The 14,678-nt window shown below is 60.9% G+C and carries 13 protein-coding genes and 1 tRNA gene; 9 read left to right on the top strand and 5 right to left on the bottom strand.

What is annotated here, in order from left to right; translation table 11 throughout:
* Window positions 1–535, top strand: a 535-nt coding sequence (locus QP994_RS01545) for a transposase family protein (RefSeq protein WP_502869988.1), incomplete at its 5' end; no start/stop codon positions are given.
* Between the two features lie 69 nt (window positions 536–604).
* On the opposite strand, the gene QP994_RS01540 is transcribed toward QP994_RS01545, so the two are convergent.
* Window positions 605–681, bottom strand: a tRNA-Arg gene (locus tag QP994_RS01540).
* A 93-nt stretch (window positions 682–774) separates the two neighbouring features.
* Here QP994_RS01540 and QP994_RS01535 point away from each other — a divergent pair.
* From QP994_RS01535 to QP994_RS01515, 5 genes are all read left to right on the top strand, one after another.
* Window positions 775–2,763, top strand: a complete 1,989-nt coding sequence (locus QP994_RS01535; RefSeq protein WP_284865113.1) for a bifunctional copper resistance protein CopD/cytochrome c oxidase assembly protein — start codon at window positions 775–777, stop codon at window positions 2,761–2,763.
* A gap of 229 nt (window positions 2,764–2,992) precedes the next feature.
* Window positions 2,993–3,622 carry a single-stranded DNA-binding protein gene (locus QP994_RS01530; RefSeq protein ID WP_284865112.1) on the top strand — a complete coding sequence of 210 codons (630 nt, stop codon included), beginning with the start codon at window positions 2,993–2,995 and terminating at the stop codon, window positions 3,620–3,622.
* Between the two features lie 97 nt (window positions 3,623–3,719).
* Entirely contained in the window at window positions 3,720–5,390 is a 1,671-nt protein-coding gene (ettA, locus tag QP994_RS01525) for an energy-dependent translational throttle protein EttA (RefSeq protein WP_284865111.1), read from the top strand.
* Between the two features lie 27 nt (window positions 5,391–5,417).
* Complete coding sequence (locus tag QP994_RS01520) at window positions 5,418–5,828, top strand: acyl-CoA thioesterase (RefSeq protein WP_284856122.1); 411 nt, start codon at window positions 5,418–5,420, stop codon at window positions 5,826–5,828.
* A complete protein-coding gene (locus QP994_RS01515) occupies window positions 5,828–6,466 on the top strand; it encodes a DUF8185 domain-containing protein (RefSeq protein ID WP_284865124.1) in 639 nt (212 codons plus the stop codon). The genes QP994_RS01520 and QP994_RS01515 overlap by 1 nt, the downstream gene beginning before the upstream one ends.
* Window positions 6,467–6,528: 62 nt before the next feature.
* Here QP994_RS01515 and QP994_RS01510 read toward each other — a convergent pair whose 3' ends face one another.
* Genes QP994_RS01510 through QP994_RS01500 form a run of 3 tightly spaced genes read right to left on the bottom strand, consistent with a single transcriptional unit; the run spans window position 6,529 to window position 9,541 of the window.
* Window positions 6,529–7,866 carry a D-arabinono-1,4-lactone oxidase gene (locus tag QP994_RS01510; protein WP_284865110.1) on the bottom strand — a complete coding sequence of 446 codons (1,338 nt, stop codon included), beginning with the start codon at window positions 7,864–7,866 and terminating at the stop codon, window positions 6,529–6,531.
* Complete coding sequence (locus QP994_RS01505; protein ID WP_284865109.1) at window positions 7,863–9,077, bottom strand: alanine racemase; 1,215 nt, start codon at window positions 9,075–9,077, stop codon at window positions 7,863–7,865. The genes QP994_RS01510 and QP994_RS01505 overlap by 4 nt, the downstream gene beginning before the upstream one ends.
* 53 nt (window positions 9,078–9,130) lie before the next feature.
* Window positions 9,131–9,541: a globin gene (locus QP994_RS01500; RefSeq protein ID WP_284865123.1), complete on the bottom strand. Its 411-nt coding sequence runs from the start codon at window positions 9,539–9,541 to the stop codon at window positions 9,131–9,133.
* 120 nt (window positions 9,542–9,661) lie between these two features.
* Here QP994_RS01500 and QP994_RS01495 point away from each other — a divergent pair, with 120 nt between their 5' ends.
* On the top strand, window positions 9,662–10,870 hold the full coding sequence (locus QP994_RS01495; RefSeq protein ID WP_284865108.1) for a cystathionine gamma-synthase: 1,209 nt from the start codon (window positions 9,662–9,664) through the stop codon (window positions 10,868–10,870).
* On the opposite strand, the gene pepN is transcribed toward QP994_RS01495, so the two are convergent.
* The gene (gene pepN / locus QP994_RS01490) at window positions 10,867–13,278 is read right to left on the bottom strand and encodes an aminopeptidase N (RefSeq protein WP_284865107.1); all 2,412 of its coding nucleotides are present in this window, start codon (window positions 13,276–13,278) and stop codon (window positions 10,867–10,869) included. The two genes, QP994_RS01495 and pepN, sit on opposite strands and share 4 nt — an antisense overlap.
* 24 nt (window positions 13,279–13,302) lie before the next feature.
* Here pepN and QP994_RS01485 point away from each other — a divergent pair, with 24 nt between their 5' ends.
* Window positions 13,303–13,917, top strand: a complete 615-nt coding sequence (locus QP994_RS01485) for a mycothiol-dependent nitroreductase Rv2466c family protein (protein WP_284865106.1) — start codon at window positions 13,303–13,305, stop codon at window positions 13,915–13,917.
* A gap of 52 nt (window positions 13,918–13,969) precedes the next feature.
* On the top strand, window positions 13,970–14,458 hold the full coding sequence (locus QP994_RS01480; protein ID WP_076599626.1) for a ribose-5-phosphate isomerase: 489 nt from the start codon (window positions 13,970–13,972) through the stop codon (window positions 14,456–14,458).
* Window positions 14,459–14,678 lie beyond the last annotated feature (220 nt).

Below are 14,678 nucleotides of genomic sequence, written 5' to 3'. Positions count from 1 at the left end.
CATTACCTTTGCCGATTGGCTTAAAGAGCGAACCTACCGCAGTGCTATACCAGCAGGCCAAGTACCGAAATGGGTCAACCCCAACCAGAAATGGTGGTACACCCACCGCAACGCCCGCAGGCCTCTAAAACGGCTAGAAAAGCTCATCCACGCCGGACAATTATTTACCTTCCTTGACCCGCCTGAAGGTGTCACACAAGATTTAAAAGCCACCACGAACCTGCTGGAAGGTGGCATCAACAAACAGCTCAAAGACCTAGCAGGAAACCATCGTGGCATGTTCGATGAGCATCAGCGCATCACCATGGACTGGTGGCTCTACACCCACACCGAAGACCCGGTAGCGCCACTGGAGTTAGCCAAGCAACAAGACTTCGGACGCCAAAGAGAAAAAGCAGCACGCGCAGCCTGGGCAAGAGAAGAACTCACACGACGCGGCCACCCAGACGGACGACCAGCCACATACGACATCCACATCGACAACGAATGGAACCCCAGCTTAGGCATAAGAAAAGGCTGGGCCGGACGCTCCTAAATCCACACGAAATGTCCCTTAGTGCGACACGCCGCAAATCCACACGAAATGTCCCTTAAGCCAAAAAATTGGCGCCCCCAGCAGGACTCGAACCCGCGACCAGCCGGGTAGAAACCGGATGCTCTAATCCACTGAGCTATGGAGGCTTGGTGTTCATCATGGTAACTCACGCCGAGGGTGGGGATGGTGGGTGGTGGGGGAGTCGTCGATAAGCAATGGCAACTTGTACGCTTTATTGCATGTCCTTGAGTGTTTCAGCGCGCGTAGCTTGGCCAATCTATCTGGTAGTGATGCTTATCAGTGCGCTGGTGGCAGGCACCTTGTCGTTTGCGTTCCTCGGCGATTCGCTGGCGGCGCTGGGCATTCCGGATCCGGGGCCGTTGACCACGGTGGGGCTGCCCATGATGCGTGCGGCGGCGTGGATTCTGGCGGCGCTGGCCACGGGCTCCTTCATGTTTTCTGCCTTCCTAATTCCGCCTGATCAGAAGGATTTGCACGGCGCGAAGCTCACGGTGGACGGGCACATTGCGGGCCGTACGGGCGCGTGGGCGAGCGCAGGTATGGCGCTCATTGGGCTGTTCATGATTCCGCTGGTGCTCTCTGATGTTTCGGGCACGCCGCTGACTGATGTGCTGTTTAGTCCTGAGATGTGGGCGATGGCTCTGGATCGCGTGGCGGATGCCAAGATTTGGCTGCTCGTCGCCGTGTTTGCGGCAGCAGTGGCAGTGTGCGGTTTGTTGGCAGGTAGCTGGTCTTCGCAGGTGGCACTGCTGCTGGGTAGTTTGGCTACCATCATGCCGCTGGGTATGTCGGGGCACTCCGCAGCGGGCGGTAACCACGATTACGGCACGAATTCCTTCCTATGGCACCTCGTGTTCATGCTCGTGTGGGTGGGTGGTCTGCTCGCGCTCATCGCGCATGGCCGCCGCCTCGGCCCCAACATGTCCCAAGCTGTCGCACGGTACTCGCGCATTGCGCTGTTCGCCTTCTTCGCGGTCACCATTTCAGGCGTGATCAATGCGCTCATCAGAGTGCGTATCGACGATCTTTTGGCCACCGCTTACGGCGCCACCGTCCTAGCCAAGGCCGTTGGCTTGGTGGTGTTGGGCTTACTTGGTTTTGCTCACCGTGAACTGACCATCCCGCACTTGCAGGAGCGGCCGGGGCTGTTTCGTCGTATAGCGGTGGTGGAAACATTAGTCATGGCTGCGGTCACCGGTGTGGCTGTCTCGATGGGCCGCACCCCGCCGCCCACCCCGGTGGTGACTGACCTGACCCAGATGCAGGTGAAGATGGGCTACAACCTCTACGAAGCGCCGACGTTCACTAACGTGTGGACGATCTGGCGCCCAGAGGTCCTGTTCTCCGTCATCGCGATTCTGCTGGCCGTGTACTACCTGCACTTGCTACGGCGCGTGAGCGGGTGGGAGAAAGCCCGCACCGCGTGGTGGTTGGCTGGCTGCGCGACGATCGCAGTGACCATGTCTTCCGGCCTAGGCATGTATATGCCGGCTGCATTTTCGGTCCACATGGTTGTGCACATGATTCTGTCCATGGGGGCACCCGTCTTCCTGGTGCTCGGTGCGCCGTTGACATTGATCAAACGTGCGTACCCGGAGGATGAATTCGGGCCATACGCTTGGGTGAAGGCTTTTGAGGAATCAGCGCTCGTTCGCGTGCTTACCTACCCGCCAGTGTCCACGGTGCAGTTCCTCGTTGTTTTCTACGTGCTGTATGTCTATCCGGCCTTTTACCAGGTTGCCGTGTCTGAACATGCCGGTCACGTGCTCATGAACGCCGCATTCTTGGTCTCCGGTTACTTCTACTTCTGGGAACTTATTGGCCCGGATCATATTCCCAACAGGAAGCCAACACCGGTCCGATTCGCGTGGTTTGTCTTCTCCATGCCGGTCCATTTGTTCATGGGTGTGTACCTCATGCAGCTGAATTTGGTTTTGGGGGAAACTTTTTACGAAAATCTTGCTCTTCCATGGAACCCCGACTTTTTGCGCGACCAAAAAGTCGGCGCCGGTATCGGCTGGGCCGCCGGAAGTTTCCCGATGGCGGTGGTGTTCCTCTACCTCGCCGTCGGCTGGCTCCGTGAGGATCGCGCCGATGCGAAGGCCCGTGACCTGCGCGAAGAGGAAAACGATGATGAGGAGTGGCGCGCATACAACGAGATGCTAGCCCAGTACTCGCAGGGTCGAGGGGGCCCACCGCGCCAGTAGCAGATGTGGCACAGCGGGCGCCACTTTGTGGCACGAAATTCTTTTGAAGGGGGCGCTTAGCGGAGGATCAGCCTGTGGAATTCGTTTGAGTTATCCACAGGTCTTTTGGGGGGGTACTCGCGCAATGTGTGGTTGTGAGGAAACGTTGGTGGTGTCACCTCTCCCCGATACGGGAGCGGGACAAAAAGTACATGAAACACCACAACAACTTTTCCGAAAGGACACTGCAATGACGTACCTACCCATCACACTGTCGGGCAATCTCATTGAGGATCCGGTGAGCAAGGTTTTTGATACCGGCACCTTCCTCACCCGCCTGCGCCTCGCCTCGAGCCGTCGCGTACGCACGGACAGCGTGGACCCCAGTGGCAACAACATGTGGGCGGACACGGACAACCTGTACATCGACGTTGAATGCTGGGGACAGTTGGCATTGAACGTCAACGCCTCTTTGCGCAAGGGGGTGCCCGTGATTGTCTCCGGGCGCCTTGTCTCCGAGAAGTGGACAGACAAGGAAAACGTGACGCGCTACAAGCACATCATTAAGGCCAACCACATTGCCTTGGAGCTCAGCCGCCACCAGGTGGCATATCGCTCCACTGCCTCCCAGGCGCACACCCCCAATGGTGTAGACGAAGTCAAACTCCTCACCGCGGAGGAATTCGGTCAGAAGCACGGCGTGACTGTGACGCAGAATGCCAAGGCGCCGGAGGAAAGCCAAGAGAGCCAGAACGCTCAGGGGGATCAGCAGGAGAAACCGACGCCGTCCTCAAGCAATCAGAGCGGCGCGGGCGATGGTGTGCTCAATAGGCCGTCCGGCGCAAACGCACCGCGACAACAGCCAGCAATGGCTGGCTAAGACGGGGCGACCCAGCTTGTCGCCGGGGTGATGTACCCTTTGAGGTGGTTTTTAAACTTCCACCACAACGCATGAAACGCGAGAGAAGGGGACGCTAGTGGCTGAGTTCATCTACACGATGAAAAACGTTCGCAGGGCCGTCGGTGAAAAAGTCATTCTGGACAATGTCACCATGGCCTTTTACCCCGGCGCCAAGATTGGTGTCGTTGGCCCGAACGGTGCAGGTAAGTCCTCCCTGCTGAAGATCATGGCTGGTATTGATCAGCCGAATAACGGTGAGGCTTTCCTGGACCCCGGTGCCACCGTGGGCATCCTGCTGCAGGAGCCGCCACTGAATGAGGAAAAGACGGTTCGGGAGAACGTCGAAGAGGGCCTCGGCGAGATCTTTGAAAAGAAGCAGCGCTTCGAAGAGATCGCAACGGAGATGGTTACGAACTACTCCGATGAGCTCATGGAAGAAATGGGCAAACTGCAGGAGGAGCTGGATGCTGCGGACGCATGGGAGGTGGACTCCAAGATTGAGCAGGCGATGGAGGCTCTGCGCTGCCCGCCGTCTGATGCGCCGGTGACCAACCTTTCCGGTGGTGAGCGCCGCCGTGTTGCCCTGGCAAAGCTGCTGCTGTCCGAGCCGGATCTCCTGCTTCTTGACGAGCCGACGAACCACCTCGACGCCGAAAGCGTCCTGTGGCTGGAGAAGCACCTGCAGTCCTACCCGGGTGCAGTGCTGGCGATTACGCACGACCGCTACTTCTTGGACAACGTTGCTGAGTGGATCTGTGAGGTCGACCGCGGCAAGCTCTACCCGTACGAGGGTAACTACTCCACCTACCTGGAGAAGAAGGCTGAGCGCCTTGAGGTTGCTGGCAAGAAGGACCAGAAGCTGCAGAAGCGTCTGAAGAGCGAGCTCGAGTGGGTGCGTTCTTCCCCGAAGGCACGTCAGGCGAAGAACAAGGCTCGTCTGGAGCGCTACGAAGAGATGGCAGCCGAGGCGGAGCAGTACAAGAAGCTCGACTTCGAAGAGATTCAGATTCCTACCCCGCCGCGCCTGGGCAACAAGGTCGTCGAGGTGAAGAATCTGAACAAGGGCTTCGATGGTCGCACGCTGATCAAGGACTTGACGTTCACCCTGCCGCGCAACGGCATCGTGGGTGTCATTGGTCCGAACGGTGTGGGTAAGTCCACCCTCTTCAAAACCATTGTTGGTTTCGAGGAGCCAGATTCTGGCACGGTGGAGATCGGCGATACCGTCAAGATCTCCTACGTTGACCAGAACCGCGAGAACATCGACCCAGAGCAGACCGTGTGGGAGGTCGTCTCCGACGGGCTGGACTACATCCACGTTGGCCAGAACGAAATGCCGTCGCGCGCATACCTGTCCGCGTTCGGCTTCAAGGGCCCGGACCAGCAGAAGCCGTCGAAGGTTCTCTCCGGTGGTGAGCGCAACCGCCTGAACCTGGCGCTGACGCTGAAGCAGGGCGGCAACCTGATCCTGCTCGATGAGCCGACGAACGACCTCGATGTGGAAACCCTGGGTTCCCTTGAAAACGCGCTGCAGAAATTCCCTGGCTGTGCTGTGGTGATTTCGCACGACCGCTGGTTCCTGGACCGCACCTGTACCCACATCCTCGCCTGGGAGGGCAACGTGGAAGAGGGTAAGTGGTTCTGGTTCGAGGGTAACTTCGGTGACTACGAGGCCAACAAGATTGAGCGTCTCGGTGAGGAAGCGGCCAAGCCGTCCCGCGTCACCCACCGTAAGCTCACCCGCTAAAGGTCTGAGAAGATAAGGACATTCACTATGAGCAACCTTCTTTCAGATACCCAGGTCATTCCGCTGCGTTGGAACGACTATGACCGTTATGGGCATCTGAACAACTGCAAGTTCGTGGACATCTCGCAGGAAGCACGTATTGCTTTCATGCAGCAGAACTTCGCGGACCGGGAGCAGGAGTTCGGTGTATTCGTCCGCCGCGTTGAGGTGGACTACCTCCGCCCGGTGATGCCTGATACCACGCAGGTGACCGTGGAGACCACGGTCACGGAGATCGGGAACACGTCTTTCAAAACCACGCAGGATTTGAAGGACCGCCACGGCAATGTGTGCGGTGTGGTCAAGACGGTGCTTGTGGCTGTGGATCTGTCCACTGCCTCGCCGCGCGAGATCACGCAGCAGGAGCGTGGGATTCTCACGGCGGGTTCGGGCGAGTAATCATCGAAACGCTCGCAATCAGCGCGGGAGCAGCGGGGCTCAAGGCCCTCACCTCCCGCGCCTTGTCGTTGGATGAGGACGCCTCAGTGCGTATCGACGATCGCAGGGACGGGTCCCTCGACATCTTCGTCACCACCCCCTTTGACTGTTTGGCTGCGCGACGGGTGAGGGGAACGGTGTCCCGAGACAAAGCCGTCGTGGCGTTGAAAGACCTCGATGCTGCTCTCGCAGCAGGGCGCACCGAGATCGGTCCTGCCCGTGATTCCCGCTGGCCTGGCGCACTTCCCCCGGCAGAGGGTTTTGCGGAGCGCGACGTGGTCCCGGTTGCCGTCGTGCGTGATCTGGCGGATCAAGGGCGCCGCTTGGCACGCCAGTTCTCGGGACCACTCGGTCCGCCGCGGTCCTTGCTCAACCAGACGGTGCTCACCGTGGATGCGGAGCAGGAAACCGGGGCAGGAACGGTGGAAGTGCCCATGCGCATGGTTTTCACCTGCACATCTTTGGGCTTCATCCCTGGTCCGGGTGCCCCGGCCGAGGTGCCCCGTCATCTACGGATTGCCACGTCTGGCCGGTGGGTGCGCATGGACGCCCCCTTCGGCAGTGTGTACCACTCCACCGCACTCAACCTGCTGTTCTAGAAGCCGTTTAGCCTTTAACTTTCCCTCTTCTTACCCAATTATTCTGACGCAGCTTTTCGGCGCTAGCCGAAAAGCTGCGTAAGGTGCGGGGACCCAAACGTGCGGGTGGGGTCCATGGTTTCGCGGAGGGTGCAGAATTCGTCGAAACGCGGGTACGCCTGGGAGAAGAATTCCCGGTCGCGGGTGTGCATCTTGCCCCAGTGGGGGCGGCCGCCTGCGGCGATGAAGATTTGCTCGATGTGGGGGAAGTAGTCGTGCGGGTTCATCGCGCGGGGGACGTGGAAGGCGATGTACATCGATTCGCGCCCGTTGGCGGTGGACAGTGCCACATCATCCGCGGCGGTGGAGCGCAGCTCCAGCGGGAAGGGGATGCGCCACCCGCGCTGGTCAATCTCCCGGCGGATTTCGCGGACGGTCTCCGGGCCATCGGCAAGTGGCACAGCGAATTCGGTTTCGTGGAAGCGCACGCGGCGCGGGGTGGCAAAGACCTCATGCGCACGGGAGCGGTACGTGTTGGCCGCCATCGCATCGGTGGCAATGCCATTGAGGAATGTCGTGGTCTTCGGCGCGATACGTGCGACCGTCAACGCGGCGGCGAAAGCACCGTTGCCCACCAGGTCATCCTCGATGAATTGGGTGAGACGGCCACGCTTCTTCGGCTCACCGCCCGGAGCCGGATCGCCCGGGGCGAGGCGGGTGTTGTTCTTGATCATCGCTTTGTCCGTGTGCGGGAACCAGAACGCCTCGAAGTGGTCAACGGCGCGAGTGCGCTCCTCCCAGCTGTCCAGGACATCATCCAGGTTGTCACTGGTCTCACGCGCCAGGAGATCAAAGGCGTCAACGCACTGCATTTCTACTTCGACAATAACGCCCAAAGCGCCAACCGAGACGGTGATGAGGCGTAGCAAGTCTGGATCGTCGTCGATGGAGTAGGTGCGGAGCTCCCCGGTGGCGTCGACAAGCGTGAGACCTGTCACCGTGCCGGCGAATCCGGTCCACTCGATGCCGGTGCCGTGGGTGGAGGTGGAGATCGCGCCGGCGACGGATTGGTTATCAATATCGCCCTGGTTAGCCAGCGCGAGGCCGAAAGGCTGGAGGTATTCCGGAATGCGGTACAGGCGTGTGCCGGCGAGGAAGCGGACGCGCTTTGTCTCTCGGTCCACGTTGATGATGCCGGCGAGTTTGTCCAGGCTGATCATCGCCTGCGCACCGGCAGCTACCGGGGTGAAGGAGTGGCCACCGCCGACCGTGCGCACGCTCTGTCCGGCGGGCAGCGTGCGGATGATGTGCTGCACCTCTGCGATGGTGGCGGGATAGTAGAACGCGGTCGGGCTGGTGTTGACGGAGCCAGACCAGTTGCTAAAACGCTGGTTGGTGCGTTTTTCCGGTGTAAGTGTCATCGCAGTGTCCACCCTTGTCCTCGGTAGGTATCCCATGTTTCGGTTGAGCCGTCCGGAAAGACGGCGATGATCTCGTCGACATGCTCGGTCATTTCGCCTGCCTTTGCGTGACGGAACCACACTGTGTCGCCTACTCCCAAGCTGCTGGTAGCCGGGCCGTGGAGCGGCGTTTGCACCTCACCGGCCCCCTCAGTGGTGGAGTACCGCAGCCCGGCCGGGTGCACCGGGACGGGCACTCGATCTGCCGCCGGCGGGCCGGAGGCGATCCACCCGCCGGAGTTCACCGTTACCCAGCCAGGCGCCGGGATGCGTGAGACCTGGCAGATGAAAAACGCGGCAGGTTTGTGGTTGATGTCGGCGAAGTTGTCAAAGATGACGGGGGTGTAGAACCCGGATCCCGCAGCGAGTTCTGTCAGCGTGCCTTCGGCAGCACTGACATCGAGCGAGCCCGTGCCGCCACCGTTGACAAATTCCAGGTCAGCGTGCTGGCGTGCTGCCGCAATGCACTTTGCCCGGCGCGGACCAAGCTGGTCCATGGAGGTGGTGCGCAGCCAGCGCTTCACTGCGCCGGGAATGCCGGATTCCGCATCTGCAACCGAGGCGACCTGGCCTTCGTAGGCCATGAGCCCCACCAGTGAGAGTTCTTTCCGTGAGGTGATCTGGCGCGCCAGCTCATCGGTTTGTTCCGGCGTGCGGATGGGGGAACGGCGTGGCCCGATGACCAGGCCGGGGAGGTGCAACGTGCAATCCAGGTCAATTGCCACCCGCACCGGGCCGGCGTTACCAGCCTTCCGGACCGCACAGCTGATGAGGTCCAGGTGCTCCACGCAGTCCACCATCACAGTGATGGTGCTGCGCAGCTGGTCATCACTAGCCAGCTCGCGTAGCGCCACCTTGTTCACTGAAGGGTAGGCGACCACGATGTCGTCAAAGCCCTCCCGCGCCAAGTGGATTGCTTCCGGCACGCTGTAGGACAAGATGCCCTGGAACCCTGGATGAGACAACGCCCGACGAAGGGCAGCCACGCTGCGCAGGGACTTGGATGCCACCCGGATGGGCAACCCTTTGGCGCGCTGCTGCATTTGGGCTGCGTTGTAATCAAAGGCCGCGATGTCCATGGCGGCGCAGGGGGCGGAGGCCTCGTCGGCGTCGATAAGCCCTGGCACGACAGCGAGCAAAGTCTGAGACGGGGAAGTCGACGTTGACGGCATGGAAAACATGCTAGTTCCCCAAAACTATCGTGTTTGCGTTTTTGGGTGGGGACTTACAGCAGGTTCGGGTTGGTGGACATGCCTGGGTGTTCGCCCGGCTGGTTGATCGTCATGTAGGCCACGCGCTCCATGTGGTTGACCAGCGCGGCACGTTGTTCTTCGTTCAGCTCATCCGCGGTGAACTGGTCCAACGAGCGGTTCATCAGCTCAAGCCAGCGCTCCGCTTCCGCCTGGCCGATCGGGTAGGGGAGGTGGCGGCGGCGCAGCATCGGCGCCCCGCGTCGCTCATTGAAGGTGGTTGGCCCGCCCCAGTACTGCGCGAGGAACCAGCGCAGGCGATCCTCGGCGCCGTCCCAGTCATCTTCCGGGTACATCGGTCCGATGAGATCATCTTTCCTGACCTGCTGGTAGAAGCCGGAAACCAGGCGCCTGAAGAAGGCGTCTCCACCAAGTGTCTCATACATTGTGTCCACACCGTTCACCTTAGCCGTGAATCTAAATCGACCGCGCCGTCGGCCAAAGTGGACAGCTTGGTCTATTGTGCTTATCGACGTCTCCCTAGAAGCCCACCAGGAAAGGACCCCATGACCGAGAACACTCGCTCAGGTTTCAGCACCGACTCCATCCACGCTGGATATGAGCCGGATTCCCTCTACGGGCCGATCAACACTCCCATCTACGCGTCGACAACCTTCGCGCAGGATGACCTGGCAGTGACCCGCAATGGCTACGAGTACACCCGCGTGGGCAACCCGACCATTACGGCGCTGGAGAAGACCATGGCCGCGCTGGAGAAGGCCGATTACTGCGTCGCCTTCGCCTCCGGCATGGCGGCTGTGGACTCGGTGCTGCGCATCCTGCTCAAGCCGGGCGACCACATCGTCATTGGTAATGACGCCTACGGTGGCACCTACCGCCTCATCCAGCAGATCTTCAGCCAGTGGGGGATTGAGAACACCCCCGTGGACATCACCAACACCGACGAGATCGCGGGCGCCATCCAGGACAACACCAAGGTCATCTGGGTAGAAACCCCGACCAACCCGCTGCTGTCCATCGCCGATATTCAGGCCATCGCTGCTATTAAGGGTGACGCCACCCTCGTGGTGGACAACACCTTTGCCTCCCCGTACTTGCAGAAGCCCCTGCTGCTCGGCGCGGACGTGGTACTGCACTCAACCACCAAGTACATCGGTGGCCACTCCGACGTCATCGGCGGTGTGGTGTGCGCGAACCGTCCGGCTGATTCCACCTCCCAGGGTGTGACCGGCGTGACCGCTGCCAGCTTCGATGCCCTCAATGACTTTGAGGATCAGCTCCGCTTCTTCTTCGGCTGGGTCGGTGCCATCCCATCCCCCTTCGACACTTACCTCACCGGCCGTGGCCTGAAGACGCTGAGCGTGCGCATGGACAAGCACTGCGACAACGCCGAGGCAGTGGCTAAGCACCTGAAGGCCTCCGACAAGGTCGCCCGCGTCTACTACCCGGGCCTGGAGGATCACCCAGGCCATGAGATCGCCGCGCACCAGATGACCCGCTTCGGCGGCATGGTTTCCGTGGCCTTCAACACCGCGGAGCAGGCTAAGACCTTCTGTCGCTCCACGAAGGTGTTCTGCCTAGCCGAGTCCCTCGGCGGCGTGGAGAGCCTGCTCGAGCACCCCGCCACCATGACGCATGTTTCCGTTGCTGGCTCGGCCCTCGAGGTGTCGCCCACGCTCGTGCGTATCTCCGTCGGCATCGAGGATGTTGAGGACCTGATCGCCGACCTCGACCAGGCCCTGGACAAGCTCTAGGCCTGTGCGTCCACCGTGCGGTTCCGCAGTGCGCGGGCTGCGCGGTCCTGGCCCTCAGAGATGATGCGGCGCAGGCCAGCCGGAATATCCCCGGCCAGCAGCTCATCGGCCTTCGCGATAGCCTCCTCCGAAACATCCCACAACGGGTACATGCCCTCGAGGGTGCGCTGTGCCATCTCATTGGACAGCCGCGCCCATAGCTGCGGCGCCACGCGGAAGTACTCGTCGGTCAAACCCTCAAGGCCCTCGCGGGTAAAAGTCAGGCCATCCATCAGGTAGCGGGATTCAAGGTTGGTGAGGTCCTCGCTCACCAGCTTGTCCCACGCCCATTGCTTATCGACGCTCGCCCGCACCCTCAACCTCGACACCACCCCCTCCGAGGTGGAGTCCTTTTCCTCCTCAGCAGCTGATACCGGCAACACTCCAGCCGCGATGAGGCTTGTCAGTGCAAGCCAGCGCGTTTCCTGGTTATCTGAGGTCTCCAGAAGTGTGGTGAAGTGATCCACCGTCTCCTTGTCCGGAGTGAGACGAGCCAGAGCCCGGTCGAAGACAACAGCAGGCTCAGCACCCCGGAAAGCGGTGTTGAGCAGTGCCATGCCCTCGGCGTGCCAGTCCTCAGCAACGTACTGCTTCACTGCCTGGGTGGCCTGCGCGAGCAGACGCTCCTGCACACTCGGGTGAGTCTCCTGGCGGGCAAAGCGTGCCACCAGCCGAACAAACTGACGCGCGGGCAGGAAGCCGTCGCGCACGGACTCCCACAAGGACGACCACACGAGAGTGCGCGCGAGGGAATCCTCAATGTCGCCGAGATGCTCCAAAGCAAAACGCTGGTGCTCCTCGGTCAGGCCCATGAGGCAGTAGGTGAGGTCATCGTCATTGACCAGTGCGAGGTCGTGCTCCACGCCCGCCAGCTCAGGGATTTCGGTGCGCTCGCCGAAGACATCCAGTTCGACCTGTTTGATGCGGGTGACGGTGCCGTGGATAAGCGAATACAGCCCGACACGAACGCGGTGCGTGCGCATCACATCGGACTCTTGTACGACGGCGAAGCTGTCCGCGGAGATCTCCGGGCGCAGGCGGGACACGCCGGTGGTGCGCAGCCACTGCTGCGCCCAGTCAGACAGATCGCGTCCTGATGCCTCCTCGAGCGCCCCGAGCAAATCCGCGAACTCCGCATTGGAGTAGGCGTGGTTGTCAAAGTGCGTGCGAACCCCGGCGAAGAACTCCTCGTAGCCGACATAGGCCTGAAGCTGCTTGAGCACACTGGCGCCCTTGGCATAGGTGATACCGTCGAAGTTCTGCTCCGCCGTCTCAATATCTGGCGCATCCGCCGCAATCGGGTGCGTGGATGGCAGCTGGTCCTGGTTGTAAGCCCATGCCTTTTCCACCGAAGCGAACGTGGTCCACGCCTCCGGATACTCGCCGATGCCCACCTGGGCTGTTGCGGCAGACCACGTAGCGAAGGACTCGTTGAGCCACAGATCGTCCCACCACTTCATAGTGACCAAGTCGCCGAACCACATGTGGGCCATCTCGTGGAGGATCGTGTCGTTGCGGCGCTCAAGACGGTAAGGAGTCGGCTCGGATGTGAAGACGTACTCGTCCCGGTAGGTCACCGCACCAACGTGCTCCATCGCGCCCATGTTGTACTCAGGGCAGAAGATCTGGTCGTACTTGTCACCGAACGGGTAGGTGCGGCCGAATTTCTCATGGTAGAAATCGAATCCGTCCTTCGTCTGCTTGAACAGGCGCTTCGAATCCATATGCGGAATCAGGCTCGCGCGCGCGTACAGGCCGAGCTCGATTGTCCGCTCCCTGCCGTTGTAAGTGCAGGTGTACGTGTCAGAAACACGCTCGAACTCACCAGCGCACACGCAAATGAGATAGGTCGACAGCGGGTAATCGAGCCTCGTGCGGGTGGTGGCCGTGCCGTCGCCATTGTCGGTGCGCTCCACCACTTCGTTGAGCACCACCACGTAGCGCTCCGGCGCGGTCACCGCAATCTCATAAGTAGCCTTGAGATCGGGCTGGTCAAAGCACGCGAAAGTACGCATTGCCATCGCCGGCTCGAACTGGGTGTACAGGTAATCCTTGCCGTCAGCCGGGTCTGTGAACTTATGCAGGCCCTCGCCTGTCCGGGAGTACGTGTGGGTCGCCTCCACGACGAGTTCGTGGGGGCCAGGCGAAAGCGCGAGCTTTCGCTCGTCGATAAGCGTGCCATCGAGCGTGGCCTCGAAGCTGTCCGCAATGAGATCAAAGAACGTCTCACCCGCTTTCGATTCAAACGTCACCTTCGTGCGCGACGTGAACGTGTCCGCGCCCGTAATGTCGAGGTCAACGGAATAATGAACATTGCTGATGAGCTCCGCGCGATGCTGCGCGTCGGACCGAAAAAGATTTGCCTTCATGCAAACCAACGTACCCTTGGCACCATGACTCAAAAAGTGACCTTCTGGTTCGACGTATCCTGCCCCTTCTGCTGGCTGACCTCCCGCTGGGTCAAAGAAGTAGAAAAAGTCCGCGACATCAGCGTCGACTGGGTGCCCATGTCGCTCTCCGTGCTTAACGACGGCCGCGACCTCCCCACCGACTACTCCTCCATGATGGAAGCCAACTGGGGCCCCGCCCGCGTCTTCGCCAAAGTGAAAGCCGAGGCGCCCGACAAAATCGACGAGCTCTACACCGCCATGGGCACCCTCATCCACCCCGGCGGCGAAGGTGGCAAAAAGGGCTTTGGTGCCTACGATGCTGTGATTGCCCAGGCCCTTGACCAGGTCGGCCTGGATGCTTCCTTCGCTTCTGTGGCCAACTCGGACTCCTTTGATTCCAAGCTGCGCGAGTACCACCAATCCGCCATGGACGAAGTCGGCGACGACGTAGGAACCCCCGTCATCAAACTCGGTGACAACGCCTTCTTCGGGCCCGTGATCACCCGCGTGCCTGAAGGCGAGGAGGCTGGCGCCATCTTCGACCACGCCGTCGGCCTCGCCTCCTACCCCTACTTCTTCGAGCTCAAGCGCTCCCGCACTGAGGACCCGCAGGTCTAACCAGGTTGGGCTCTGGTGTTTTGGCCGCTGGTTTTCCCGTAGGCTAGGCACCATGCGTATTTACCTTGGAGCAGACCACGCCGGATTCGAGCGGAAAAACCAGATCGCAGAGCACCTCAAGGCCAAGGGCTTCGAGGTCATCGACTGCGGCGCCCACGAGTACGACGCCGCCGACGACTACCCAGCCTTCTGCATCGCTGCAGCTGAGAAGACCGTCGCCGACCCAGAGTCCCTCGGCCTCGTCCTAGGCGGTTCCGGCAACGGTGAGCAGATCGCCGCGAACAAGGTGAAGGGCGCACGCTGCGCTCTCGCCTGGTCCGTTGAGACCGCGCAGCTCGCCCGCGAGCACAACAACGCCCAGCTCATCGGCATCGGTGGCCGCATGCACTCGCTGGAGGAGACCCTCGCTATTGTCGACGCCTTCGTCGGCATCGGCCCCGACCACCAGGTGGAGGAGCGCCACCAGCGCCGCATTGACATCCTCGCCCGCTACGAGGAGACCGGCGAGACCGAGGAAATCCCGGCGCCGAAGACGCTCTAGTTTCCTTCTGGCCTTCGCCTTTAATCCCAGCCCGCTCCTCCGAGCGGGTTTTTGCTTTTCTCGGGACGGGGTTGTCTGCCCGCCACTGCTTTCCCCACCGCCTTTTCGGGGCCTTTTCAGCGCTCTTTCAAGGCTGGGTTAGTCGCGGTTAGTCGCGTCCGGACCCCGTCCAATAGAAACCCAGGTCGACTGTGGCTGGTGTGGTGTGAAACGTCAGCGG

The organism is Corynebacterium sp. MSK044, from assembly GCF_030232825.1.
In the GTDB taxonomy this organism is placed as follows: Bacteria; Actinomycetota; Actinomycetes; order Mycobacteriales; family Mycobacteriaceae; genus Corynebacterium.
The sequence above is the reverse complement of the archived record's forward strand: the minus strand, read 5'-3'. Positions and strand labels throughout refer to the sequence as shown.

Excerpts from the sequence above, each read along its gene's own strand:
- QP994_RS01535 (WP_284865113.1), top strand. The coding sequence starts at position 775 with ATGTCCTTGAGTGTTTCAGCGCGCGTAGCTTGGCCAATCTATCTGGTA.
- QP994_RS01530 (WP_284865112.1), top strand. The coding sequence starts at position 2,993 with ATGACGTACCTACCCATCACACTGTCGGGCAATCTCATTGAGGATCCG.
- QP994_RS01520 (WP_284856122.1), top strand. The coding sequence starts at position 5,418 with ATGAGCAACCTTCTTTCAGATACCCAGGTCATTCCGCTGCGTTGGAAC.
- QP994_RS01510 (WP_284865110.1), bottom strand. The coding sequence starts at position 7,866 with ATGACACTTACACCGGAAAAACGCACCAACCAGCGTTTTAGCAACTGG.
- QP994_RS01505 (WP_284865109.1), bottom strand. The coding sequence starts at position 9,077 with ATGCCGTCAACGTCGACTTCCCCGTCTCAGACTTTGCTCGCTGTCGTG.
- QP994_RS01500 (WP_284865123.1), bottom strand. The coding sequence starts at position 9,541 with ATGTATGAGACACTTGGTGGAGACGCCTTCTTCAGGCGCCTGGTTTCC.
- QP994_RS01495 (WP_284865108.1), top strand. The coding sequence starts at position 9,662 with ATGACCGAGAACACTCGCTCAGGTTTCAGCACCGACTCCATCCACGCT.
- pepN (WP_284865107.1), bottom strand. The coding sequence starts at position 13,278 with ATGAAGGCAAATCTTTTTCGGTCCGACGCGCAGCATCGCGCGGAGCTC.
- QP994_RS01485 (WP_284865106.1), top strand. The coding sequence starts at position 13,303 with ATGACTCAAAAAGTGACCTTCTGGTTCGACGTATCCTGCCCCTTCTGC.
- QP994_RS01480 (WP_076599626.1), top strand. The coding sequence starts at position 13,970 with ATGCGTATTTACCTTGGAGCAGACCACGCCGGATTCGAGCGGAAAAAC.